Raw genomic sequence first — 24081 nt, 5'->3', positions numbered from 1 at the left:
TAGTGCGGTACACACCGGGAGGTAAGCATGAGAGATACGGAAGTGTGTGCGAGAGCCGGGTCCGAGACGGAAGGATGGCGAGCGCCAACTGGCGTACCAGGAGCCCCAGGAGCCCGATCTTGTCTTACGTGCACCATGTCGAGCGGTTCTACGGACTGCCCGCCTACAACTTCCCGCCGTCCGCCGACCCGGCGGACCTGCCGCCCGCCGACGCGGTCGCCTGGCGGCTGCACCGGGAGCCGTACGACGCCGAGGAGGACGCGGACGTCTGCTGGAAACGCTTCACCGAGACGGTCGAGCTGGAGAAAGTACGGGCGATCATCTTCGGCCAGCCCTGGTACGACGGCGACGGCGGGATGCCGGACGACGATCTGCTCAACGCCGCCCCGCGGCTGACCGGGCTCGAAGCGCTCTTCCTGGGCGACCTGGAGGACGAGCAGGCGATGCTCTCCTCGATCTACCTCGGTGACGTCGCGCCGATCCTGGCCGCCTTCCCCGGACTCAGGGAGCTGGCCGTACGCGGCGGAGAAGGTCTCGACTTCCCCGTCTCCGGCCACGAGGCACTGCGCGTGCTGCGCGTCGAGTCCGGCGGGCTGCCCCCGAACGCCGCCGAACACATCGCCGCCGCCCAACTGCCGTCGCTGGAGCGCCTGGAGCTGTGGCTCGGGGACGAGAACTACGGCGGCGGCGTCACGGTCGAGCAGCTCGCGCCGCTGTTCGCGGGCGAGGGCAAGCCGGCGCTGCGCCACCTCGGCCTCCAGAACAGCTTCATCCAGGACGAGTTGGCCGCCGCGCTCGCCTCCGCGCCGGTCGTGCCCCGACTCGACTCGCTGAGCCTGTCGATGGGCGCGCTGTCCGACGAGGGCGTGGAGGCACTGCTCCAGGGACAGCCGCTGACACACCTGCGGGAACTCGATCTCTCCTTCCACTTCATCAGCCACGAGATGATGCTGCGGATCTGGACGGCCCTGGAGCCGGCGGGAGTCCGGGTGGATCTGACCATGAAGCACCACGCCGAGCCGGACGACTGGGACGAGGACGGCCGTTACATCGCGGCGTCTGAGTGATCCCCCGCGTTCCCGTCCTCCTGTCGAACCGTCGAAAGGCCACTCCGCGATGTCCCGCGCACCCAAACCCCATGCCCCCGAGTCCGAGGACCCGGACGACCTGCTGATCGCCAGCGAGTCCCTGAACGCCCGATATCCCTGGCGGGACCCCGCCAAGCAGGTGCCGTACGGGGTCGTGCTGCTCATCGCCGCGAAGCTGAAGTGGAGCCCGGCCGCCGCCGTCGTACGGCTGGGCGAGCTGGGATACGCCGACGTCCAGCGCTCCGAAGGCCCACTGCCCGACGCCGTCGAGCCGGACGACGCCGCGCTGTTGAGCAGCGTGGAACGGAATTGGGGCTTCCTTCCGGTCGACATCGACAAGACCGTGTCCCTGCGGCAGATCATCGAGTCGGCCGCCCGCACGGGCCGTGCCCCCGCCGATGTCGCACGGCGCATGACGGCCTACGGCTACCAGGTCGGGACCGGCGCCCGGCCGCTGCCCGAGACCGCCAACCCGCGTGATGTCGTGCTGATCCGCGTCAACCTCCGGGGCGACTGGCTCAACTGGGGCGACAAGGTCTCCGGGCACGATGTGCTGCGCGTGGCACAGGAGTTGTCGTGCAGCCCGCACCTCGCCGCCGAGCGGCTGATCGCGCTCGGGCTGCGGCTGCCGTTCACCCCCGAACCCGGGGACGAGCGGCTCCTCAAATACGCGGACACTCCCGGCGGCGGCTGGATCGGCCAGTGGGGATCCCCGCCCGTCGCGCACATCCTCACCGTCGCCCGCGAGACGGGCCGCTCGCACGAGGACATCCTCGCCCGGCTGAAGGTACTGGGCTGCCAGCGGCCGGGCGGGAACGTACCCGAGAGCCAGGAGGAGGACGACCTCGTCCTCCTCAGCGAGAACCTCGACGGCGAACTGCCCTGGCTGATGAAGAACGACGTCGTCGGGCTCCAACTGCGCCACATCCTGCGCGCGTCCCTCGTCACGGGCCGCAGCCCCGCCCAGGTCACCGAGAGGCTCGCCACGCTGGGCCACTGGCTGCACGAGAACGCGAACGTGCCCGGGACCGCCGAGGAGGCCGACATCCGCCTCCTGGAGACGGTCACCCGCTCGTACCTGGACAACGTCCACCTGGAGAACGTGCTGCGCAGCGCGAGCCTCACGGGCCGCAGCCCGGCCGATGTCGCGGCGCGGCTGACGGAGCTGGGGTACCGGCTGCCGGACGAGGTGACGTACCCGGAGGTACGGCCGGGGGTGCGCGCCGCGTAGGGCGGAGGTGACCGGCGCGGCGCTCGGCCGTGCCGGTCACCGGCGTCGAGGTGCTGGGGGGTGTCCGCCGGATCGCAGCAGGCCCGCGAAGATCCGCCGGACAGGCCCTAGAGCCGCTCGGGCGTGTGGATGCCGAGCAGGGCCATGCCCTGGCGCAGCGTGCGGGCCGTGACCTCGCACAGGAAGAGGCGGTTCTCCGCGACCTCCTGCGGGGGCGCCGGCTTGACGACCGGGCACTCCGTGTAGAACGTCGTGAAGAGCGACGCCAGTTGGTACAGATACGCCGTCAGCTTGTGCGGCTCGTACGCCGACGCGGCCTCCGCCAGGACCTCGCCGAACTGGTCCAGGTGCAGGCCCAGCGCCCGCTCCGCCGGGGCCAGTGCCAGCTCGGGGTGGGCCACGGGTGAGCGGTCGCCCGCGTTGCCGAAGATGGACCGGGTCCGGGCGTACGCGTACTGGATGTAGACACTCGTGTCGCCCTGCAGCGACACCATCTGGTCCAGGTCGAACTTGTAGTCCCGCGCGGCTGAGGTCGACAGGTCGGCGTACTTCACCGCGCCGATGCCCACCTCCGTGGCGCGCTCGACGACCTCGTCCTCGGTGAGACCGATGCCCTTGCCCTTCTCCCGGACGACCGCCGCCGCGCGCTCGACCGCCTCGTCCAGCAGGTCCACCAGCCGCACCGTCTCACCCTCACGGGTCTTGAACGGCTTGCCGTCCTTACCGAGGACGGTGCCGAACGCGAGCTGGACGGCCTTGACGTCCTCGTTCAGCCAGCCGGCCCGGCGGGCGGTCTCGAAGACCATCTTGAAGTGGAGGGACTGGCGGGCGTCCACCACGTACAGCAGGGTGTTCGCCTTCAGATTCCCCACCCGGTCGCGGATCGCGGACAGGTCGGTGGCCGCGTACCCGTAACCGCCGTTGGTCTTCTTGACGATGAGCGGCGTCGGATTGCCGTCGGGGCCCTTCACGTCGTCGAAGAAGACGCACAGCGCACCGTCGGAGCGGACGGCGACGCCCGTCTCCTCAAGGATGCGGCAGGTCTCTTCGAGCATGTCGTTGTAGCCGGACTCACCGACGACGTCCTCGTCGCGGATCTCCATGTCGAGCTTGTCGAAGACCGAGTGGAAGTAGATCTTCGACTCGTCAACGAATCGCTGCCACTGGGCGAGGGTGTCGGCGTCACCGGCCTGGAGGGCGACGACGCGGTCGCGGGCGCGGGTCTTGAACTCCTCGTCGGAGTCGAAGACCGTGCGGGCGGCCTTGTAGAGCCGGTTGAGATTCGACATCGCCTCCTCGCCGGAGACCTCGTCCGCGCGGCTGTGGTCCAACTCGTGCGGGTGCTCGGTCAGATACTGGATGAGCATGCCGAACTGCGTGCCCCAGTCGCCGATGTGGTGGCGCCGGATCACGTTCTCGCCGGTGAACTCCAGGATCTCGACCATCGCGGCGCCGATCACGGCGGAGCGCAGATGACCGACGTGCATCTCCTTGGCGACGTTCGGCTGCGCGTAGTCGATGACCGTGGTGCCGGGGTCCGCGGCGCGCGGGACGCCGAGGCGGTCGTCGGCGGCGCGGGCGGCCAGCGTCTCGACGATCGCCCGGTCCGTGACGGTGATGTTGAGGAAGCCGGGGCCCGAGACCTCGACCTCCTTGATGAGGTCGCCGCCGACCAGCGCGTCCACGACCTTGGCCGCCAGCTCGCGCGGATTGCCCTTCAGCTTCTTCGCGAGGGCCAGCATCCCGTTGGCCTGGAAGTCCGCCCGGTCGCTACGTCGCAGCAAGGGGTCCGCGGGGCCGGCCTCCGGCAGGGCTGCCGAGAGGGCGTCCGCGATCCGCTGATCGACGGTCGAGGCGAGGGAAGTGACCGGGGCCATGGGCTGGGAGCCGTTCCTGTAGAGGTGCGGAGGGGGTGTTCGGAGGAAGTCTTCGTGCCCCCATTCTCCCATGGGGGAACAAGTCGTTTTCGCATTGTCGGAGGGGCCTGGGACAATGGCCGTCGCCGGTATCGCGGGCGTAGAGACGTATTCCGCGGGGCGTAGCAGAAAGAAGGACGTACCGACCGTGGCTCAGAGCACCGAGACCGACTGGGTCTCCCGTTTCGCGGACGATGTCATCGCCGAGTCGGAGCGACGTGCGCCTGGCAAACCGGTCGTCGTCGCCTCCGGAATCTCCCCCTCCGGCCCGATCCACCTGGGCAATCTCCGCGAGGTCATGACGCCGCACCTCGTCGCCGACGAGATCCGCAGGCGTGGTCACGAGGTCAGGCACCTCATCTCCTGGGACGACTACGACCGCTACCGGAAGGTGCCGATCGGCATCCCCGGGGTGGACGACTCCTGGGGCGAGCACATCGGCAAGCCCCTGACGTCCGTGCCCGCCCCGGCCGGGTCGGCGTACCCGAACTGGGCCGAGCACTTCAAGGCGCAGCTGATCGAGTCGCTGGTGGAGCTGGGCGTCGAGTACGACGGGATCAGCCAGACCGAGAAGTATCTGGCGGGGACGTACCGAGAGCAGATCCTGCACGCGATGCGGCACCGGGGCGAGATCGACGCGATCCTCGGGCGCTACCGCACCAAGGACACGTCGGCGGGTGGGTCGGCCGGTGGGTCGGCCGGTGGCAAGAAGCCGCAGCAGAAGAAGGTCGACGAGGCCGAGCTGGAGGCCGCCGAGGGATCGGGCGCCGCCGACGAGGACGACGGCGCCGGATCGGCCGGGTACTTCCCGTACAAGCCGTACTGCGGCAACGAGGGCTGCGGCAAGGACCTGACCACCGTCACCGCGTACGACGACGGGACGACCGAGCTGACCTACGTCTGCCAGGCATGCGGGTTCGGCGAGACGGTCCTGCTCAACGAGTTCAACCGAGGCAAGCTGGTCTGGAAGGTCGACTGGCCGATGCGCTGGGCGTACGAGGGCGTGATCTTCGAGCCGTCCGGCGTCGACCACTCCTCGCCCGGATCGTCGTTCGTCGTCGGCGGGCAGATCGTGCGCGAGATCTTCGACGGCGTGCAGCCGATCGGGCCGATGTACGCGTTCGTGGGGATCTCCGGGATGGCGAAGATGTCGTCCTCCAAGGGAGGCGTGCCGATCCCGGCCGACGCGCTGCGGATCATGGAGGCGCCGCTGCTGCGCTGGCTGTACGCGCGGCGCAGGCCGAACCAGTCGTTCAAGATCGCCTTCGACCAGGAGATCCAGCGGCTGTACGACGAGTGGGACGCCCTGGAGCGCAAGATCGCGGACGGTTCGGTGCAGGCGGCCGACGCCGCCGCGTACTCACGGGCCGCGCGGACGGCTTCGCGTGAGCTGCCGCGTACGCCACGGCCGCTGCCGTACCGCACGCTGGCCTCCGTCGTGGACATCACGGCGGGCGCCGAGGAGCAGACGCTGCGGATCCTCGGCGAGCTGGACCCGGCCGACCCGCTGACCTCACTGGACGAGGCGCGGCCCCGGCTCGACAAGGCGGAGAACTGGATCACCAGCCAGGTGCCCGCCGAGGCCCGGACGGTCGTCCGGAGCGAGCCCGACCGGGAGCTGCTGGAGTCGCTGGACGAGCAGACGCGCGAGGCGCTGCGGCTGCTGCTGGCGGACCTGGACGCGCACTGGTCGCTGGACGGGCTCACGACGCTCGTCTACGGCGTGCCGAAGGTGCTGGCGGGGCTGGCGCCCGACGCGAAGCCGACGCCGGAGCTGAAGGCCGCGCAGCGGTCGTTCTTCGCGGTGCTCTACCGGCTGCTGGTCACCAGGGACACCGGACCGCGCCTGCCGACGCTGCTGCTGGCGGTGGGGGCGGACCGGGTACGGACGCTGCTGGGCGGCTAGGACCGTCGTGCTCACGGGATCGGCCACCGGGGTTGCCCCGGTGGCCGGTTCGTGTTTCAGGCGATGTGTTCGGAGTCCTGCGCGTCGAGTTCTTCCTGATAGCGACGCGTGAAGTCCTTAACGTAGCCGCGCATGGAACTCTCGCTCAACGGGCCGCCCGTGCGGCCGGTCACGCCGTACAGATCCTGCAGGTAGACCGCGAGCTGGCGGGTGTTGGGCATGCCCTGGCGCTCGCTGACGTATCTCCGGAAGGCGTTGTAGTACGCGTCCTCACGGGACATGCCCTCGGGGAGGGTGGGGGTGGGGAGTTCTTCCGGTTCGGGTTCGGGCTCGATGTCGGGCTCGAACTCGACCTGGGGCTGCGGGCCGAGAGGGCGGCGGGGCGGGGGCTGCTGCTCCTGAGCTTGGGGCTGCTGGTCCTCGTTCTGCTCGTACGGCTCGTTCTGCTCGTACTGGTCGAACTGGCGGTGGGCGCGCTCGTACTGCTGCTGGTCGTACTGCTGCTCGTACTGCTGCGGGTCGTAGGTGGGATCGTACGAGCCCTCGTACGGGCCCTCAGGCGCGCGCGGGGCGGCGAACCACGGGTTCGCCTCGGCGGCGCCACCGGCGTCCTGGCCCTGCTCCTCGTGCTCCCGTGCCCACTGCTCCTCCTTCTGGAGCTGGATCCACTCTTCCTCGGTGAGTTCGGGCTGCGGGTGCTGTTGTAGCTGCTGCTGCTGCTGCTGGTGTTGCTGCGGCTGGGCCTGTTGCGGCTGGGCCTGGGGGAGTTCGGGTACGGCCGTGGCCGTGGCCGCCGTCACCGGGGCCGGCGGGAGCAGGGCCGGTTCGATGCCCGCCGCGGCGAGGCCGGCCGGGCCGGTGTCGGCGAGCGGGACGCCGTACTTGGCGAGGCGCAGCGGCATCATCGCTTCGATGGGCGCCTTGCGGCGCCAGTTGCGGCCGTAGCGCGCCTGGAGGCGGGCCTGGTAGATGAGCCGGTCCTGTTCGAGCTGGATGATGTCCTCGTAGCTGCGGATCTCCCACAGCTTCATCCGGCGCCACAGCTTGAACGTCGGGATGGGCGAGAGCAGCCAGCGGGTGAGGCGGACGCCCTCCATGTGCTTGTCGGCGGTGATGTCCGCGATGCGGCCGACGGCGTGGCGGGCCGCCTCCACGGAGACGACGAAGAGGATCGGGATCACCGCGTGCATGCCGACGCCGAGCGGGTCGGGCCAGGCGGCGGCGCCGTTGAAGGCGATGGTGGCGATGGTGAGCAGCCACGCGGTCTGGCGCAGGAGCGGGAACGGGATCCGCATCCAGGTCAGCAGGAGGTCGAGCGCCAGCAGGACGCAGATACCCGCGTCGATACCGATCGGGAAGACGATCGAGAACTGGCCGAAGCCCTTCTGCTCGGCGAGTTCGCGCACGGCGGCGTACGACCCCGCGAAACCGATCGCGGCGATGAGAACCGCGCCGGCGACGACGACGCCGATGAGTATTCGGTGCGTGCGAGTGAGCTGCATCGCGGCCACCCGTGGCCCCTCCCGTCCTGGACATCTGGCGGGGCACAGCCTGGCACATGTGTACGGGTGCTGTGGCCCGGGGAGCCTTGCGCGGCCGGGGAGTTGGGGTGCGGGGGTGGTGTGGTGAGGGGTTTGTCCTCAATCGTCGGACGGCCCCGGACGGGCCCTCGCGCCGCAGGGAAGGCCGCGCGTCGACTTACTTCGTCGTGCCCGGAACGGCCGCCACCGCTTCCTTCGTCGCCTTTGTCGCGTCCTTCACCAGGTCCGACGCCGCCGGGGACTTCGCGCCCGCGTAACCCGCGCCGTTGTACGTGAGCGTGATCACCACGTTCTCGGAGCGCGCCACGACCGTCGCGTAGCCGAACGACTCGTCCGTCTTCGTGAGGCTGTAGGTGATCGCCGTCGCCTCGGTACCGACTCCGGGCGTCGGGGTGGCCTTCGTACCCTTCGCGCCCTCCGTGGCACGCGCCTTGGCGACTTCCTTCTTGTAATAGTCCGCGGCGCGGTCCTGGCCCGAGCCGAGGCCCTCGTCGGAGTCGTAACGCATGAAGGAGACGTCCAGCCAGCGGTACTGCGAGCCCTTGACGCCGTTGTCGTCCAGCCCGTTCCACGAGCAGCTGCCGCGCGTCGTGACGTCCGAGGACTTGCCCGACGAGCCGGACTTGTCCTTCGCCTTGGGAACCAGGTCCTCGGTCGTCTTCTTGGTGATCGACTTGCACGGGTCGGCCGGCAGCGACGTGAACTTCGCGGCGGCGACCTTCGTCGCCGCCTTCGAGGTCGTGGCGGCCGGCTTGTCCTTGGAGCTGTCGGAGTCCGAGTCGGATGAGCAGCCCGCGGCGACGATCATCACCGGGACGGCCGCGCAGGCGAGCATGCGTACGCGGTTGCGGGTGCGGGAGCGGCTGGGTCGCGGGGCTGATCGCTGCATGGTTCCTTCAGTGTTCCTTCGTCGGTGGTCGCGTCGGTTCGCGTCGGTAGTCGTACGGTCCGATCGGCCACGGTAACCGCCCCGCGCGTCACACAGGGCCCGAGCGGCGGACTCCGCCCCGGGCGCAGGCCCGGCCCCGACCCTGCTAGTCGTTGAGCTGGTCGGCCAGCTTCCGGGCCAGTCCCCGGGCCTTTTCCTGCAGTTCTTTGCTGTCGGGGACCGTCGTCGGGTGGGCCGGCTGCTCCGCGTACCGCACGGTCACGACCACGTTCGATGTGCGAAAGACCACGCTGACCGTACGGCGCTTGGCGGCCGAACCGGACGGCGCGAAGACGTCGTCCACGAAGGCGGCGTCGCCGAGATTGTCGAGGAGGCGGGGCTGGAGGCCCGGGGGTGTCGTGCTCGCGCTCGCGGAGGGGCTGGTGGTCGTGCCGCTGTTGGGGGTGGGGCCGTCGGAGGGTGAACCGGAGGGACCCGCGTCGTCGCCCGACCCGTTCCCCGACCCGTCGTCCGTCTCGTCGGCGACGGGGGGCGGCAGTTCCGCGCCGTCCTCCTTCTTCGCGTAGACCTCCTGCGCCTTGTCGGCGTCGCTCACCGCCGGGTCGTAGGACACGACGCGCTCGACGTCGATCGCCAGGTGGTGCGAGGCGTTCGGCGCGTCGGCCGACCAGGAGCACCCGACGCGGCGATCGGTGTCGTACGTCACGGCCGCCGTGCCCTTGAACGCCTTCTCCTGCTCCTCCCCGGGGAGCTGGGCGGCGCCCGGCAGGAGATCCCGCAGCGTGGCGCGGTCCACGGATCCGCACGGCTCGGGCAGTGTCTGGTATCTGCCCGGAGGCGCGGTGGCCGTGGTGGAGACCCCGGCCTTGGCGTCGATGTCGGAGCCGTCGCCGCCGCTGCCGGAGGTGCAACCCGCGACGAGTGTCACGAGCAGCGCCGCCAGGGCGGGTACGTACGCCTTTCGCTGCACGGTCCCTGGGCTCCTCATCTACGCGGTGTGGACATGAGTTCTAAATGGTCGCACTGGTGAGAACTACGCAGGTGCCGTGCTGGTTCCAAGTTGGGCACACCTGGCGAGATACCTGGCGGGCCGCATGGTGTGACACCTGCGAGTTCACGCGAAAAGGGTTTGCCGCCGCATGGCGTGCGGTGGACACAATGTGTACCTCAAGCACTGCCGTGGATGCCGGTCCGCTGTCTGTTTTGGCGGTCCTGGTTCCGGTTTTTGCTCTATCAGACTTTCGGGGGAATCGAGGAACTATGTCGTACGTGGAAGTGCCGGGCGAGAAGGTCCCCATCCGCATGTGGACGGACCCCGCGTCGGTCGAGGACGTCGCGATGCAGCAGCTGCGGAACGTGGCGACGTTGCCCTGGATCAAGGGCCTCGCCGTGATGCCGGACGTCCACTTCGGCAAGGGCGCGACGGTCGGCTCGGTCATCGCGATGCAGGGCGCGGTCTGCCCGGCGGCGGTGGGCGTGGACATCGGCTGCGGCATGTCGGCGGTCAAGACGTCCCTGACGGCGAACGACCTGCCGGGCGACCTGTCGCGGCTGCGGTCCCGGATCGAACAGGCGATTCCGGTCGGACGGGGGATGCATGACGACCTGGTCGAGCCGGACGGGATCGCCGCCGGGTGGGACGACTTCTGGGCGCGGTTCGACGGGATCGCGGAGGCGGTCAAATTCCGTCAGCAGCGGGCGGTAAGGCAGATGGGAACGCTCGGCGCGGGCAATCACCACATCGAGGTGAGCGTCGATTCGGCGGGGGCGGTCTGGCTCACGCTGCACTCGGGATCCCGGAACATCGGCAACGAACTCGCCGAGTACCACATCGGTGTGGCTCAGTCGCTCGCGCACAACCAGGGCCTGGTCGACCGTGACCTGGCGGTCTTCGTGTCGGAGACGCCGCAGATGGCGGCGTACCGCAACGACCTGTTCTGGGCGCAGGAGTACGCGAAGTACAACCGGGCGATCATGATGGGTCTGCTCAAGAACGTACTCGGCAAGGAGTTCAAGAAGGCGCGGGTGACCTTCGAGCCGGAGATCAGCTGCCACCACAACTACGTCGCCGAGGAGCGTTACGACGGCGTGGACCTGCTGGTGACGCGTAAGGGTGCGATCCGGGCGGGCACCGGGGATCTCGGGATCATCCCCGGCTCGATGGCCACGGGCACGTACATCGTGAAGGGCCTCGGCAACAGCGCGGCGTTCAACTCGGCGTCGCACGGGGCGGGCCGGCGGATGAGCCGTAACGCGGCGAAGAAGCGTTTCTCGACGAAGGACCTGGAGGACCAGACGCGGGGCGTGGAGTGCCGTAAGGACTCCGGCGTCGTGGACGAGATCCCGGGCGCGTACAAGCCGATCGAGAAGGTCATCGACCAGCAGAAGGACCTGGTCGAGGTGGTGGCGAAGCTCAAGCAGGTGGTGTGCGTGAAGGGCTGAGCCCGGCACGCGGTACGGGGGGATGTGGGGGCACCGCGCATGGCGGCGCCCCCACATGGGTGTCAGGGCTCGTCCGGTGTCTCCGGTTCGTCCGGGGGCAGGGCGACGAGGCCGGTCCTCAGCCGCCAGAGGCGGACGCCGCAACTGCTTTCGGACCGGTCGAGCTCGACCGCCGCCGTGGTGGGGTCGCCGAGGCGCAGCAGAACGCGGTCCTCCGAGGGTTTCCACCGTCGGCCGGGCTGTCGGATCCTCATCCCGGCGGGCCGCTTCCATGCCGCGAGGGAGGTCGCCGATGCCCGCTTGCGCTCCAGGGCGAGGCAGCCCGGATAGTAGAGATGGGCGGCCAGTGCCAAGGCCGCTTCCTTCGTGTAGACGATGTTGTAGATGCCGTCGCGTGCGTTGCGGCTGATCTGGCGCTGTGCGCCCGTGACCTTCTTCGCGTAGTGGCACAGGTACGCACCGACCGCCGTGCTCGCCGTGGTGAGCGAGAGGAACGGCAGCCCCTGGCCGGTGTGACCGACCGACCCGTCCGCGTCGATGACACCGCGCAGATAGTCCCGGCGGGAGAACTCGATACGGGGCGGGGTGATCCGTGCGGACTTGCGGCCGTAGGGCAGGCCCGCGTCATGGAGGATCGTGCGGGCTTCGAGGGCGCACAGCAGCCACGTCGCGGAGTGATGCTCCGCGGAGAAGTTCGTGGCCCGGGTGCGTTCGCGGATGCTGGTCCGGTACGGGGTCAACCGCTTGAACTCGTGCAGGATCTCGATGTCCCGTGCGTTGAGCTCGACGGTCAGCTTCCCTTTCTGCCCGGCGCCCGACGAGAGGTGCCCGTCGGCCTGCAAGAAGCCGAACATGTAGGCGTAGCGCGGGTCTCGCAGATCCATGAAAGCCGTGGGCGGCGGTGTCCCGGCGTCGATGTCGAAGAGTGCGGGCGGCGGGTTAGGGTCCTGTTCAGCCACGAGGAAGCCTTTCTTCCTTGGCGGTCAGGCCTCGGCCGGGATTGCCGTCCCGTCCGGGGCCGTTGGGCGGTGGTGTTCTCCCCGTCGAGCCTAGGTTCCGGGCCATCTTCCGTCGGCCGTACGCGAATTGGTCACTCGAACGAGTTGCCGGACGAGGTTGCCGCCAGGTACGACCGTTGGACCAGGCCGATCTCCGCGACGTTCTTCGTCAGTTCGAAGTTGAGCCAGCTCGCCACGTGGACCAGTTCCACGTTGTCGCCCCACGGCAGGCCCGACGTGCGGGACTTCGAGTCCAGGTCGGTGTCCGTGAGGGGGAGCAGTTCCGTGCGCCAGGCGTCCTTCAGGGAGTGGAGCCAGGTGATCGTGGACTCCGCCGTGCCCGGCCAGTGGATGGACTCGCGGGGTGGGGCTCCCTCGCCGAAGCAGTGGGTGAGGGTCGTCGTCCACCAGAAGCCGATGTGCCAGGTGAGCCAGCCGATCGAGGTGCTGGGGACCGGGTTCGGTTCCGGGACCTGCCAGTCGGGGGTCCAGTGGCCCTCGGCGGTCGGGCGGACCGTCCAGCAGTCGGGGGAGGGCTCCCAGAGGCAGGCCCCGTCGGTCAGGTCCTTCTGGTAGTACTCGAACAGCGCCCAGGACATGTCGAGTTGGCGGACCAGCAGGTCAACGCGGGGGACTGGCGTCGTCATGACCGTGAGCGTTCCATCGGGGGGCGGCGGGCGGCAACCGATTTGTCGCCCCGTGCGCGGGCGACGCGCGGCGTGGTGTGTACTGGCCGGAGTTCTGCCACCTGAGCCGGGAGATCCGCCGCCGTGCCCGACCGACCCGATCTGCTCGCCGACTGCGGAAGCTGCTTCGGACTGTGCTGCGTCGCGCTGCCCTTCGCCGCGTCCACGGACTTCGCCGTCGACAAGAGGGCCGGGCAGCCGTGCTCGAATCTGCGCACGGACTTCCGCTGCGGTATCCATACGCGGCTGCGGGACGAGGGCTTCCGGGGCTGCACGGTGTACGACTGCTTCGGCGCCGGCCAGCGGGTCTCGCAGGTCACCTTCGAGGGCAGGAGCTGGCGGGACGACCCGGGGAGCGCGCCGTCGATGTACGCCGCGTTTCCCGTGATGCGGCAGCTGCACGAACTGCTGTGGTATCTGACCGAGGCCCTGACCATGGAGGCCGCCCACAGCCTGGCCGCCGATCTGCGGGCCGCGCTCGACGCCACCGAGCGGCTGGCCGCGAGCGACGCCGAGACCCTGGTGGAGCTGGACGTGGCCGGCCACCGGGCGGGCGTCAACGACCTGCTGCTGCGCACCAGCGAACTCGTCCGCGCCGGCGTCCGCCGCAAGCGGATGGAACGCAGGGGCGCCGACCTGATGGGCGCCAAGCTCGGAGGCGCCGATCTGAAGGGCGCGAATCTGCGGGGCGCGTATCTGATCGCCGCCGACCTGCGCGGCGCCGATCTGCGGCTGGCCGATCTCATCGGCGCGGACTTCCGCGACGCGGACCTGCGGGGCGCCGATCTCACCGGCGCCCTGTTCCTCACGCAGTCACAGCTCAACGCGGCGAGGGGCGACGCCGCGACCGTACTGCCGGCCGCCTTGGCGCGCCCCTCGCACTGGTGACAGCGCGCCCGTGGCCGTCAGAGTTCCCTGTGCACCTTGGTGTTGGACGCCTGCGCCCGGGGGCGGACCACCAGGAGGTCGATGTTCACGTGGTGGGGGCGGGTGACCGCCCAGGTGATGGTGTCGGCCACGTCGTCCGCGCTGAGCGGCTCGGCGACCCCCTCGTACACCTTCTCCGCCCGCTCCGTGTCCCCCCGGAAGCGCGTGGACGCGAACTCCTCCGTCTTGACCATGCCGGGCGCCACCTCGATCACACGGACCGGCGTGCCCACGATCTCCAGCCGGAGCGTCTCGGCCAGCACGTGCTCGCCGTGCTTGGCCGCGACATAGCCGCCGCCGCCCTCGTACGTGGCGAAGCCGGCGGTCGAGGAGAGGATCACGACCGTGCCGTTGCCGCTCGCGGTGAGCGCGGGGAGCAGGGCCTGGGTGGTGTGGAGGGTGCCGATGACGTTCGTCTCGAACATCTGGCGCCAGTCGTCCGGGTCGCCGCTGGCGACCGGGTCGGCGCCGAGCGCGCCGCCCGCGTTGGCGACCAGCACGTCGACGGACGGGAGGCTGTCGAGTTCGGCGGCGAAGGCGTCCACGGCCGCGCGGTCGGTGACGTCGAGGACGTACGCCGTGGCGGAGTGCCCGGCCGCGTTGATCTCGGCGGCCAGCGCCTCGATACGGTCCTCGCGGCGGGCGGTCACGACGACGTGCAGGCCCGCGGCCGCGAGCTGGCGGGCGGTGGCGGCTCCGATGCCGCTGCTTGCTCCGGTGACGACAGCGGTGGGTCTACCGGCGGCGGTCATGACGTGCTCCTCGCGCGTGTGGGCTGCTGATGCGTGCGGTCGGGCTGATCGACTTCCGGCCAGGATAGGCACGCGGTACGGGTCGTGGTCACGCGGTACGGCTCATAGGCGCGCGGTACGGGTCAGTGGTCGCGCGGGGCGTACATCAGCACGGCCATGCCGACGAGACAGATCAGCGCGCCGATGATGTCGTAGCGGTCGGGGCGGTAGCCGTCGGCGACCACGCCCCAGGCGATCGATCCGGCGACGAAGACGCCGCCGTACGCCGCGAGGATGCGGCCGAACTCGCCGTCCGGCTGGAGGGTGGCGACGAAGCCGTACAGGCCGAGCGCGATGACTCCGGCGCCGATCCAGATCCAGCCCTTGTGTTCGCGTACGCCCTGCCAGACGAGCCAGGCGCCGCCGATCTCGAAGAGGGCGGCGACGGCGAAGAGGGCGACGGAACGGGCCACGGGCATGGGATCAGCCTGCCACGCGGGCGGCAGGGCCGACTCGCCACACTGACGGTTGGTCAAGTATGCGAGGCTTTAGCGGTATCTTCCGATTATGGGCGTAATGCGTAGAGCGGTGTTGGTGGTGTCCACCGCGGCCACGGCCGTGGTCCTGAGCGCGGGTTCGGGCGTGGGTTCGGGCGTCGGGTCCGGTGTGCACGTGGACCTGGGGTCCGAACGGGGCCCCGTGGAGGCCGACGTGGCGCACCACGGGCATGTCTCCCTGTGGGGCGGACGCCTCGCCGTACGGCTCTCGACCGGCAACCACGGTCCGTCGGACCTGGCCGGCGCGACGGCCCGGCTGGGCTTCTCCGTACCGCTGGCCGTCGGGCAGAAGCTGCCGGACGCCTGCCTGTGGGGCGGGAACCAGGTCGTGTACTGCCAGGCGGGCGCGTTGCGGGCGGACGGGCGGGACAGCGAGTTCCTGCTCGACCTGCGGACGGTCGGCGATCCCGCCGAGGTGTCCGTGGACATCGCCACCGTCTGGAACGGCGGCGCCGACGACCGCAACCCGGACAACGACAAGCACCATGTGCTCGTCCCCGCGACCGGCGATCTGTACGTGTACTGAACCGCGCCTGCCGGGCCGTTCCAACTACGCCGCCGCGCCGCCGAATTCGCGTACGGCCTCGTCCACGATCGCCGCCAGACGCGCGTGGTGCGCACCGCGCCAGTAGACCCTGCCGCAGGCCGTGCACTGCGCGAACACGTCGTACGTACGCTGCGTGCCCTGCTCCAGCCGGTCCTCGACCGAGTCCTTGTCCGCCGCCCCGAGCGGCCCGTTGCACGCCGTGCAGCGCGTCCACGGGGCGAGCGCGGGCGCGAACCGTTCCAGCACGTCCCGCAGCTGGTCGTCCGTGCGGTCGCTGTAGATGTACGCCCCCGCCCAGATCTCCCGGCGCCGCAGCAGACCCCGGTCGCGGGAGAGCATGGCCCGCCGCTCCCCGGCCGAGAGCGTGGCCAGCGCCGCGTCCCCGATGTCCTCGCTCTCGTACGCCGCGTCGATTCCCAGCAGCCGCATCCGGCGCGCGAGGGTGCCGAGGTGGACGTCGAGCAGGAAGCGCAGCGGCGCGCCCGGCACGGGCTGCGGGCGGACCACCGCCCGTACCTCCACCGACTCGCCCGCCGACGGGATGTGCGAGGTGGCCACCGGGCGTCCGTCGACGAGGAGTTGGCCGGCCTCGGTGAGCGGGACGCCCAGGGATTCCACGACATGGCCGAGCGTGGACGAGCCGTCCGTGGCCACGGCCGTCGGTCCGTCACGCCGCCCGGCCGGGACGAAGACATGCAGCTCAGGGGCGAAGGTGAGGTGGATCTCCGGTCCGTTCACGCCGTCAGCATGACATCGGGCCGGGAGGCGGGCCAGGGCTTTCCGCGCGGGTGCGTCCCCGGGCGGAAAGGTGCTTCGTTCCGTATCGCGCTTCGTTCCGTACGGCGCTTCGTTGCTGGTCGTGCCTTTGTTCCGTGACGCGCCTCGTGCCGTGTCGCGTCCGTGCGGCTCACGCCGCTTCGAGGTCCAGCCGCCACTCGTTGCACCGCATCATGTGGCCGACCGGATACTCGAAGTCGCTCTCCCCGATCAGCTCGAAGCCCGCCTTGCGGCACACCGCGTTCGACGCGCCGTTGCCCACCGACGGGTACGCCATCAGCCAGCGGTGCTTGCGCTCCGCCCGCGCCTGCTCGACCACCGCCCTCGTCGCCGCCACCGCGAGCCCGCGGCCCTGGAACTCGCCGAGCACGCCCCACCCCGTCTCGTACACGTCCTGCCCCTGCCAGGTGGTCTCCCAGAAACCGGTGTTCCCCACCGGCACCTCCTCCGGCAGCAGGACGATCCGGAACATCCTGCCCCGGCCCGTCCGGTCGGCGCTCAGCGTGACGTACCTGTGGTGCCTGGCCAGCACCTGGTCCTCCGTCTCGGGACCGCCGAGATGCGTCATCAGCTCCGGCGCGTTCCCGGCGCGCAGCAGCCCAAGATCCCCCTCCGCCCATGGCTCCAGCCGCACCCGGGGTGCTTTCATCTCCATGGAACCGACTGTAGATCGAGGCACTGACAACGGAACCTCTGAACGGGAGGTGCGGTCGTATGAGCTACACCGGCGTCTGGTCCGTCGGCGCCGTCCCCGACGCCGAGGTCGTCGCGCTGCCCCGGCGGTTCGCCCATCTCGACGAGACCTGGACCGTTCCGGACGGCTGCGCCGACGACCTGCGCTGGTGGCTCGGCGGCGGCGACCGTGAGCCGTACTTCACGCCGGGACCGACCGCCGCCGCGCATCGCTTCGCCGCCTTCGCGCGCGGCGGCGGCCCCACCGCGCCCGCCGTGGTCGCGATGCGGGAGGCGGCGACCGACCTCCTGGGCCGGGCCGAAGCCGACGGGACCGACCCGGACGGGCTGTTCGCCGTGGCCGTACGCAAAGGGGAGCCCGCGACCGCGCTCCTCCACGGACTGGGCGCCGAGGCGTCCGCCCAACTGCCGGGCTGGTTCGGGGACTTCCTCCTCACCGCCGACGAGGTGCGGGCCGTGCTGCCGGACGCCGAGTCCGTGCTGGACCTGACGGGGCCCCGCCGTACGGAAGTGCTCGCCCGCGTCAATGCCTGGGCGTACGCGATGACCGACGCGCCGGAGGGGGAGTTCGACGCCGCCGGACTGCTGGCCGGGCCGCTTCGGGTGCTCCGGTACGCCGCCGCTCATGGCCTGGGCGTCGTCGCCGTGACCGGGGCCTACTGAACCGGGTGCCCCTGCGCGTACGCCGTCGGCGGCACACCCACCGTCGCCGTGAAGTCCCGCACCAGATGCGCCTGGTCGCTGTAGCCCAGCTCGGCCGCCAGAGCGGCCCAGTCCAGCTCCTCGTCCGCCTCGGCGCGCTCCAGTGCCTCGTGGATGCGGTGGCGGAGGATGACCCACTTCGGTCCCACTCCCACGTACGTGGCGAACAGCCGCTGCAACGAGCGCACCGAAAGACCGGCGGCGCTCGCCAGCTGCGCCGCCCGCCGGATCGTGCGGTCCTCACCGAGCAGGCCGACCACCCGCATCGCCTCGTCGGCCCCCGGTTCCGGCCGCGCGCCCAGACCCAGCAGGTACGTGTCGAGCGCGGCGACCCGCGCGTCCTCCTCAGGAGGATCGAGGATCGCCGCGACGTCCGTGGTGGTGTCCGTGGCGGCGTCCGTGTCCGTCGCGGGCAGCACCTCGTCGATCGGCACCCGCCGCCCCGACCACTCGGAGACCGGCCACGCGGGCGCGAAGGGGTGGAAGCCGCCGGGGCGGAACTTCACCCCGCACACCCGCCCGCGCGCCTCCAGCTTCTGCGTGAACAGTTCGAGGCCGATCCCCGCGACCTCACCCCACGGCGGCGCCGTGCCGAACCGCTGGAAGACCACGTTCACCGAGGGGTGCGGGACGACGTGGGAGGCGTACGGATCCGAGAGATCCCAGTCGATCAGCCAGTACAACTCCACGTAACGACGCAGCTCCGGGGCCGGCAGCCGACGGCGGAAATCGACCCGTGCGAAGAGCGCGGAGGCATCGACGATGCCTCGTGTGTCGCGCCGTGGAGCTGTCATGGCCGGATCCTATGTCGCGTTTGTTCAAGACGCCGAGATGCGCCGTCCGTAGCGTCGGACGCATGAACGCCAAGATCAGCACTCTCATCGAAACGGCCGCCGCCGACGCCCTCCCGGTGCTCCGGGGAGTGCGCGACGACCAGCTCACCCTGCCCACGCCGTGTGCCGAGTACGACGTGCACGGCCTGCTGGATCACCTGTTCCAGGTGATCACCAACTTCCAGGCGCTCGCCGCCAAGGGCGAGTCCGACTTCGGCGCGGCGGCGGAGCGGCTGGCGGACGACCGGCGCGAGCGGTTCGCCGCCGAGATCGCCGAGCTGATCAAGGCGTGGGACGCGCCGGGTGCGGAGGACGGCCTCACCGGAGGCATGAACATGCCCGCGCGGACCGTCGGCGCGATGGCGCTGGGCGATCTGGTCGTGCACTCCTGGGACCTGGCGCGCGCGACCGGGCAGCCGTACGAGCCGGACGCCGTCGTCGTGGCGATGCTCAACGACGAGTTCACGGCGCTGGCGCCGACGGCCCGGAAGATGGGCGTCTTCGGCGAGCCCTTCCCCGTAGGGGAGGACGCGCCGCCGTTCGAGTCCCTGCTGGCCGAGACCGGGCGCGACCCGGCGTGGCGGCCGTCCGTCAGCGCGTAGCGCCCTCGGCCCGGCCGGCAGGGGCCTCGGTCCGGCCGAAACCGGTGATCGCCGACTCCACCGCCGCCACGCGGTCCGCGAGCAGCCCCAGCGCCGCGACCGCCCGTGTCATGGGGTCGCCCTCCGGGCCGCCGAGTGCCTGCCTCCGTACGTAGGTCGCCTTGATCTCCGCCCAGCGGTCGGCCTGTTCCGGTGTCAGCGACGACCGAAGCTCGGCCAGCCGCAGCAGGTTCGCCTCGGCGCCCGTGGTGAGCGTCTGGGCCTCTCCCGCGTAGTGGTCGTCCACGACCGCCGCCAGCTCGGCGTCGTTCATCACCGGGTCGATCCGCGCGGCGATCTTGTTCATGTCGCGGTACGAGCCCTGGAGCCGGAACGGCGGTGCGGTGCGCGACTCGTCCGTCCGCGCCGCCGACGCGATGTACGCCTCGTTCACGGCGAGGACCGTGCGCCGGGCCGTCAGCAGATGCCGCAGGACGGCGACGACCCGGTCCACCTCGGCGGGGGCGTACGGATGGACCAGGGTGTCCGACACGGCCGTCGGGTCGCCCTCCGCGAGGCGCACCAGGACGTCGAGATCGCGCCGGTCGCGGCCCGCGAGCGGCGCGAGCACCGGGTTGGACGTCAGCGCGTTCTCCACGAAGCTCAGCGCGAACACGTCCTCCTTGCCGGTCAGTACGTCCCCGAGGTTCCAGACGTCCGCGCGGTTCGCGAGCATGTCGGGGACCCGGAAGCGCCCGCCGGCCCCGGTGTACGGATTGCCGGCCATGCAGACCGCGAACCGCTTGCCCCGCAGGTCGTACGTGCGCGCCTCGCCCTGCCACACGCCCTCGATACGGCGTTGCGCGTCGCACAGCGCGATGAACTTCTGCAGCAGCTCCGGTGACGTGTGCTGGATGTCGTCCAGGTACAGCAGCGTGTTGCTGCCCGCCGCCAGCGCGAAGTTGATCTTCTCGACCTCCTGGCGCGCGGTCGCGTTCGGCGCCTCTGCCGGGTCGAGCGAGGTGACGGCCGTCCCGAGCGCCGGCCCGTCGATCTTCACCAGGAGGAGGCCGAGGCGGTCGGCGACGTACTCCATGAGCGTCGTCTTGCCGTAGCCGGGCGGTGAGACGAGCAGCAGAAGGCCGTTGGTGTCGGTGCGCCTGCTGTCGTCGGAGGTGCCCAGCTGCTTGGCGAGGTTGTCGCCGACGAGCGGCAGGTAGACCTCGTCGACGAGCCGGTTCCGTACGAAGGAGGACAGGACCCGGGGCCGGAACTCGTCCAGCCGCAGCCGGGCCCGCTCGGCGGCCACCAGGGCGGTGCGCTGCCGCTGGTAGGCGCGGAAGCCGGGCACCGTGCGCTCACGGAAGTCCCGCGTCCTGAGGAGGAGTTCGTCGATCCGTACGGTCATCCGGCGGCCGGTGACGCGCGGATGGCTGCCGAGCAGGCCGTCGACCTCGGTGGTGAGGCGCGCCGTGGAGCCGTGACGGTCGAGTTCCGGGCAGAGTTCGACGGCCACCGCCTCGGTCAGATCGCCGGGGTCGGTGTCTTCGCCGGAGGTGGCGCTGTACGAGGTGAGCCAAGCCTCCACGAGCTGTCGGCGGGCGGTGAGGCCGTCCTCCCGCGCCTGCTTCAGGTCCTCGGCGAGCGCCGGGCCGCCGGGGGAGCGGTGGAAGCCGTCGAGCAGCGCGCGGGCCGCCGCACCCGTGACGAACCCGGGCGGGCCGCTCGTCAGCTCCTCGAAGAGGTAGTCGGCGACGTGAAGGGGGTCGGCGGCCGTGCCGGTGTCGCTGTTCGCGCCGAACTCCCTTACCGCCGACGCCACCTCCGTAAGGAAGGCGTCGATCGCGACAGCAGGCCCGAACGTCTCGCGCACCCGCGCCAGCGACACCGCCCGGCGGGTCCAGCTCTCCCCGGCCTCCTCCGTCACGCCGTACGCCCAGAACAGCTGCGCCGCCGCGCGGGCCGCCGGCGGGTGGCGCAGCAGGCCCGCCTCCTCGTGCAGGCGCAGCAGCGCGGTGAGGACGGCCGTCGCGTCGTGGTCGTGGACGCCGCGCTGATGGCCCTCGTCGTACGCGGCCTCCGCCGCCGCCCTGACCAGCGCGGGGAGGTCGGCCGTGGCCCGGAGCCCGGCCGCGCCGTGTTCGGCCAGCAGACGGGCGGCCAGGTGCTCCGCGCGGTAGACGTCGGGGGACTCTGAGGGCAGCAACTGGTCCCAGTACGGGCGGGTCGCCTCGAACGCCGGGTCCGTGACGGGGCTGCGGTAGTCGGTGCCGGTGAGCGCGAGCGCCGTGCGGTCGCCGTGCGGGACGAGGGTCAGCTCCGGGACCCGGGTGTTCACCGCGAAGGTGTGGCGGCCGAGCCGGATCGTGGCGCCGCCGTCCGCGTACAGGTCGGTGCGGTCGCGCAGGGCCCGCGCCGCCTCCTGGCGGGCGGACATGAGCCGCCCGTCCAGCTCCTCCGCCCGCACCCGGTCGCCCAGCTCCCGCAGTTCGTCGGCCGTGCGGCGGACCTTGGCGACCATCGGGTCGGCGGCGAAGTAGGTGTTGACGGCGTCGGTGTCGGCGAGCGAGGGGAGCCGGCGGGAGATCGAGCCGAGCACGCGGACGGCCGAGTCGGCCAGCCGCTCGGCGCGCCGGGCGCGGGTGTCCTGGAGGGACTGCCTGCGGGCGGCGAACGCCTCGTAGACCTCGGTGCGCTTCGCGTCGAGTTCGGCGAGGAAGCCCTCGTACTCGACGAAGCGCGACTCCAGGTCCTCCAACTGCAGCAGCAGCCCGGCGAGTTGTTCGTCGCAGGTCTCGGGGGTGTCGGCGGCGGCGAGCGCGCCCGTCACCGCCTGCCCCAGCAGGGCGAATTCGGCGGCGAACTCGGCCCGGCCCTCGTGGTCGAGCAGTTCGGCGCGGCGCGCTTCGAGCGTGGCGCGGGCCCGGTTGACGCCGCCGAGGACGTCCGCGACGCGCTCCAGGACCGATGTACGGACGACGGTGTCGCCGATGTCGAGTCCCGTGACGACCTCGGTGACGGTCCGCAGCCCGGCGGCGTGCTCCTTGAGACGGGCGGCGACCGGCGCGGCCTCGGCGACCGTCGTGACGGCCGCCGCGTCGGCCGTCAGCCGCTCCACCTCGGCGTGGTGGTCCCCGAACGCGTCCTCGCGGCCGAGGAAGGCGACGGCACGGCGCGCGGCCGCGTCGATGTCGCCCTCGGTCGCCGCGACGAGGCTGTCGATCCGCTCGGTGTCCGCGTACCGCAGCTCTTTCAGGGTCATCAAGTGGCCCTGCGCGCGCCGGAGTTCGGTGAGCCGGTCCACCCAGTCGGCCGCGCTGCGGGGTGCCTCCCCGCGGACGCGGCGTACGAGCGCGGCGACCTGTGCGGCGGACTCGGTGAGCGCGTCCGCCGCCCGCCGGGTGAGGGTCCGTACGGTCCGGAACTCGCCCAGCACCTGCTCGGCGGTGGCCCGGATCTCGGCCAACAGGCCGTGCGGGGCGCCCAGTTCGGGATCGGTCAGCCAGTGGTGGCGGTCGGCGGCGCGGGCGCACGCGGTGACGAGCGCGTCGTACGCGGCCGTCGTCGGGGTCGCGGTGGGCGCCGTCGTCGCGGCGACCGCGCGGGCGATCGACAGGCAGTCCGCGATACCGCGCACCAGGTCGGCGTTGCCCACGCGCGCGAGGGGGCCGGTGCCGGCGGGGCGGGTCGCGGCGTACGTGTCGGAGACGTACGGCGACCGCCAGAGCTGGAGCGGATGCACCCGCGCGGGCTCCTGGGCCGCGCGCAGGGTGATGAGGGTGCCGTCGTCGAAGACGGCGTAGCCGCTGCCGGTCAGGGGCGCCGCGGCCTCCTTACGGATGACGTTGTACGGAAGGAGGAGGGTGCGGCCCTCGGCGCGGTCCTGGAAGACGTACAGCACGTCCTCCCCGTTGGGGGAGTGCACCGCCCGCTCGAACTCCAGGTCTCCGGCGGATCCGGAGGCCGTGCCCGCGCCCGCGCCCGCGCCCGTGTCCGTGTCGAACGTCTTGGGCGTGCCCGCGGCCGCCAGGTAGTAGCCGCCCGGGAAGACGACGCCCTGTTCCTCGGGGAGCCGGCGGCACGACCTGCCGATGCCGTCGAGGCGGACGACCGTCCCGGAGAGGGTGTTGAGGACGAGATGGCGCCAGGCGTCCTCCTTGTAAGGACGCACGCGCAGCAGGAGCAGCGCGCCCACGCGCGCGTGGGCGACGTCGGCGTCCGCGAGGGACTGGAGGGGTTCGGCGACGGGCTCGGAGTAGATCCCCTCGGCCGTCTCGGTGTCGTCGGCCGTCTTGAGGGTGAGGGCGCCGCCGACCGTGGAGACGTACACCTCGCCGCCGACGCGGATGTGCGGATGGCGGCCCGGCACGTGGTCGTCGCGGGTGGCCGCCGTCCACTGCACGTCGTGCGACGGCGGGAAGACATGGTCCCGGTCGCCGCGCGCGTCCAGGAACTCCGCCGTGCCGTCGGTGCGCAACGCCCACCGCAGTACGCGGATGTCGGCGGCCTTCTCGCCCGTACGGAACACCGCCAGCAGTTTGCCGCCGAGATGGCGCAGCCGGAGCAGCCGCGCGCCACGGTAGTAGCGGAACAGCGCGCCCAGCTCTCTTACGAAGGCGGGGTCGTCCAGCAGCCCGGGGACCGCGTCCTCCGGGAGCGGTTCGAGAGCGCGGTCGTGGAGGGCGAAGACGTCCGAGACCGCGATCTCGGGGCCATGGTCCGCGGCCGTGGCGGTGTCGACGGCATGGCCGAAGAGGAGCGTGTCCCCGACGGCGACGATGTCGCGCGGCACGCTCGCGTACGGCGTCCGGACCTGTCCGGTGCCGGTGAGGCGCAGCTCGGTCGAGCCGAAAGCCTCGGTGCGGCGGGAGTTGAGCGCTTCCGTACGGAGGGCGAGTTCCCCGCCCCGCGCGGCGAGCCGGTCACGCAGCACCTCGTAGGCACCGGCGTCGATGCCCGTATCTGTACCCGTACCCTCGCCCGCCTCGTTGGCCGTCGTCGTCATGTGTGGTCACTCCCTGCGGGGTCGTCGGCGA

At 71.2% G+C, this 24081-nt stretch carries 20 protein-coding genes; 8 read left to right on the top strand and 12 right to left on the bottom strand.

The annotated features are described in order from the left end of the window. Window positions 1–128: 128 nt before the first annotated feature. Together ACFUN8_RS11780 and ACFUN8_RS11775 are read left to right on the top strand one after the other, a co-directional pair. Window positions 129–1067, top strand: a complete 939-nt coding sequence (locus ACFUN8_RS11780; protein WP_383634772.1) for an STM4015 family protein — start codon at window positions 129–131, stop codon at window positions 1065–1067. 49 nt (window positions 1068–1116) lie between these two features. Beyond that, window positions 1117–2319, top strand: coding sequence for a hypothetical protein (locus ACFUN8_RS11775; protein ID WP_383634749.1), 1203 nt, complete (start codon window positions 1117–1119; stop codon window positions 2317–2319). 107 nt (window positions 2320–2426) lie between these two features. Here the strand turns inward: ACFUN8_RS11775 and argS are convergent, their stop codons facing one another. Next, window positions 2427–4196 (bottom strand): arginine--tRNA ligase, encoded by a 1770-nt coding sequence (gene argS / locus ACFUN8_RS11770; protein WP_383634747.1) that lies wholly within the window; start codon window positions 4194–4196, stop codon window positions 2427–2429. 115 nt (window positions 4197–4311) lie between these two features. On the opposite strand from argS, the gene lysS reads away from it, so the two are divergent. Next, window positions 4312–6141: a lysine--tRNA ligase gene (gene lysS / locus ACFUN8_RS11765; RefSeq protein ID WP_383634745.1), complete on the top strand. Its 1830-nt coding sequence runs from the start codon at window positions 4312–4314 to the stop codon at window positions 6139–6141. A gap of 56 nt (window positions 6142–6197) precedes the next feature. On the opposite strand, the gene ACFUN8_RS11760 is transcribed toward lysS, so the two are convergent. The 3 genes from ACFUN8_RS11760 to ACFUN8_RS11750 form a co-directional block, all read right to left on the bottom strand. Next, the gene (locus ACFUN8_RS11760; protein WP_383634743.1) at window positions 6198–7643 is read right to left on the bottom strand and encodes a DUF2637 domain-containing protein; all 1446 of its coding nucleotides are present in this window, start codon (window positions 7641–7643) and stop codon (window positions 6198–6200) included. Window positions 7644–7839: 196 nt separating this feature from the next. Further along, window positions 7840–8571, bottom strand: coding sequence for a DUF3558 domain-containing protein (locus ACFUN8_RS11755; RefSeq protein WP_383634741.1), 732 nt, complete (start codon window positions 8569–8571; stop codon window positions 7840–7842). A gap of 145 nt (window positions 8572–8716) precedes the next feature. Continuing rightward, complete coding sequence (locus ACFUN8_RS11750; protein WP_383634739.1) at window positions 8717–9541, bottom strand: DUF3558 domain-containing protein; 825 nt, start codon at window positions 9539–9541, stop codon at window positions 8717–8719. 290 nt (window positions 9542–9831) lie between these two features. On the opposite strand from ACFUN8_RS11750, the gene ACFUN8_RS11745 reads away from it, so the two are divergent. Further along, the gene (locus ACFUN8_RS11745) at window positions 9832–11013 is read left to right on the top strand and encodes an RtcB family protein (RefSeq protein ID WP_383634737.1); all 1182 of its coding nucleotides are present in this window, start codon (window positions 9832–9834) and stop codon (window positions 11011–11013) included. Window positions 11014–11075: 62 nt separating this feature from the next. Here the strand turns inward: ACFUN8_RS11745 and ACFUN8_RS11740 are convergent, their stop codons facing one another. Then, complete coding sequence (locus tag ACFUN8_RS11740; RefSeq protein WP_383634735.1) at window positions 11076–11972, bottom strand: hypothetical protein; 897 nt, start codon at window positions 11970–11972, stop codon at window positions 11076–11078. Between the two features lie 131 nt (window positions 11973–12103). Continuing rightward, window positions 12104–12658 carry a DinB family protein gene (locus ACFUN8_RS11735; protein WP_383634733.1) on the bottom strand — a complete coding sequence of 185 codons (555 nt, stop codon included), beginning with the start codon at window positions 12656–12658 and terminating at the stop codon, window positions 12104–12106. Between the two features lie 123 nt (window positions 12659–12781). Between ACFUN8_RS11735 and ACFUN8_RS11730 the strand changes: the two genes are divergently transcribed. Then, complete coding sequence (locus tag ACFUN8_RS11730) at window positions 12782–13585, top strand: pentapeptide repeat-containing protein (RefSeq protein ID WP_383634731.1); 804 nt, start codon at window positions 12782–12784, stop codon at window positions 13583–13585. 17 nt (window positions 13586–13602) lie between these two features. Here ACFUN8_RS11730 and ACFUN8_RS11725 read toward each other — a convergent pair whose 3' ends face one another. Continuing rightward, window positions 13603–14376: an SDR family NAD(P)-dependent oxidoreductase gene (locus ACFUN8_RS11725; protein WP_383634729.1), complete on the bottom strand. Its 774-nt coding sequence runs from the start codon at window positions 14374–14376 to the stop codon at window positions 13603–13605. Window positions 14377–14498: 122 nt separating this feature from the next. Further along, on the bottom strand, window positions 14499–14834 hold the full coding sequence (locus tag ACFUN8_RS11720) for a YnfA family protein (RefSeq protein ID WP_383634727.1): 336 nt from the start codon (window positions 14832–14834) through the stop codon (window positions 14499–14501). 97 nt (window positions 14835–14931) lie between these two features. Here ACFUN8_RS11720 and ACFUN8_RS11715 point away from each other — a divergent pair, with 97 nt between their 5' ends. After that, on the top strand, window positions 14932–15438 hold the full coding sequence (locus tag ACFUN8_RS11715) for a hypothetical protein (protein ID WP_383634725.1): 507 nt from the start codon (window positions 14932–14934) through the stop codon (window positions 15436–15438). 24 nt (window positions 15439–15462) lie between these two features. On the opposite strand, the gene ACFUN8_RS11710 is transcribed toward ACFUN8_RS11715, so the two are convergent. Together ACFUN8_RS11710 and ACFUN8_RS11705 are read right to left on the bottom strand one after the other, a co-directional pair. Next, the gene (locus ACFUN8_RS11710; protein ID WP_383634723.1) at window positions 15463–16197 is read right to left on the bottom strand and encodes a Mut7-C RNAse domain-containing protein; all 735 of its coding nucleotides are present in this window, start codon (window positions 16195–16197) and stop codon (window positions 15463–15465) included. A gap of 169 nt (window positions 16198–16366) precedes the next feature. Then, window positions 16367–16891: a GNAT family N-acetyltransferase gene (locus tag ACFUN8_RS11705; protein ID WP_383634721.1), complete on the bottom strand. Its 525-nt coding sequence runs from the start codon at window positions 16889–16891 to the stop codon at window positions 16367–16369. 59 nt (window positions 16892–16950) lie between these two features. Between ACFUN8_RS11705 and ACFUN8_RS11700 the strand changes: the two genes are divergently transcribed. After that, complete coding sequence (locus ACFUN8_RS11700; RefSeq protein WP_383634719.1) at window positions 16951–17592, top strand: hypothetical protein; 642 nt, start codon at window positions 16951–16953, stop codon at window positions 17590–17592. On the opposite strand, the gene ACFUN8_RS11695 is transcribed toward ACFUN8_RS11700, so the two are convergent. Continuing rightward, on the bottom strand, window positions 17586–18425 hold the full coding sequence (locus ACFUN8_RS11695; RefSeq protein ID WP_383634717.1) for a DUF6597 domain-containing transcriptional factor: 840 nt from the start codon (window positions 18423–18425) through the stop codon (window positions 17586–17588). The genes ACFUN8_RS11700 and ACFUN8_RS11695 overlap by 7 nt on opposite strands. A 62-nt stretch (window positions 18426–18487) precedes the next feature. Between ACFUN8_RS11695 and ACFUN8_RS11690 the strand changes: the two genes are divergently transcribed. Next, window positions 18488–19066 carry a TIGR03086 family metal-binding protein gene (locus tag ACFUN8_RS11690; RefSeq protein ID WP_383634715.1) on the top strand — a complete coding sequence of 193 codons (579 nt, stop codon included), beginning with the start codon at window positions 18488–18490 and terminating at the stop codon, window positions 19064–19066. On the opposite strand, the gene ACFUN8_RS11685 is transcribed toward ACFUN8_RS11690, so the two are convergent. Continuing rightward, a complete protein-coding gene (locus tag ACFUN8_RS11685; protein ID WP_383634713.1) occupies window positions 19056–24050 on the bottom strand; it encodes a DNA repair ATPase in 4995 nt (1664 codons plus the stop codon). The genes ACFUN8_RS11690 and ACFUN8_RS11685 overlap by 11 nt on opposite strands. Window positions 24051–24081 lie beyond the last annotated feature (31 nt).

The sequence above is a fragment of the Streptomyces sp. NPDC057307 genome, from assembly GCF_042667665.1.
Taxonomy (GTDB): domain Bacteria; phylum Actinomycetota; class Actinomycetes; order Streptomycetales; family Streptomycetaceae; genus Streptomyces.
This window is presented reverse-complemented; position numbering and strand designations above follow the sequence as displayed.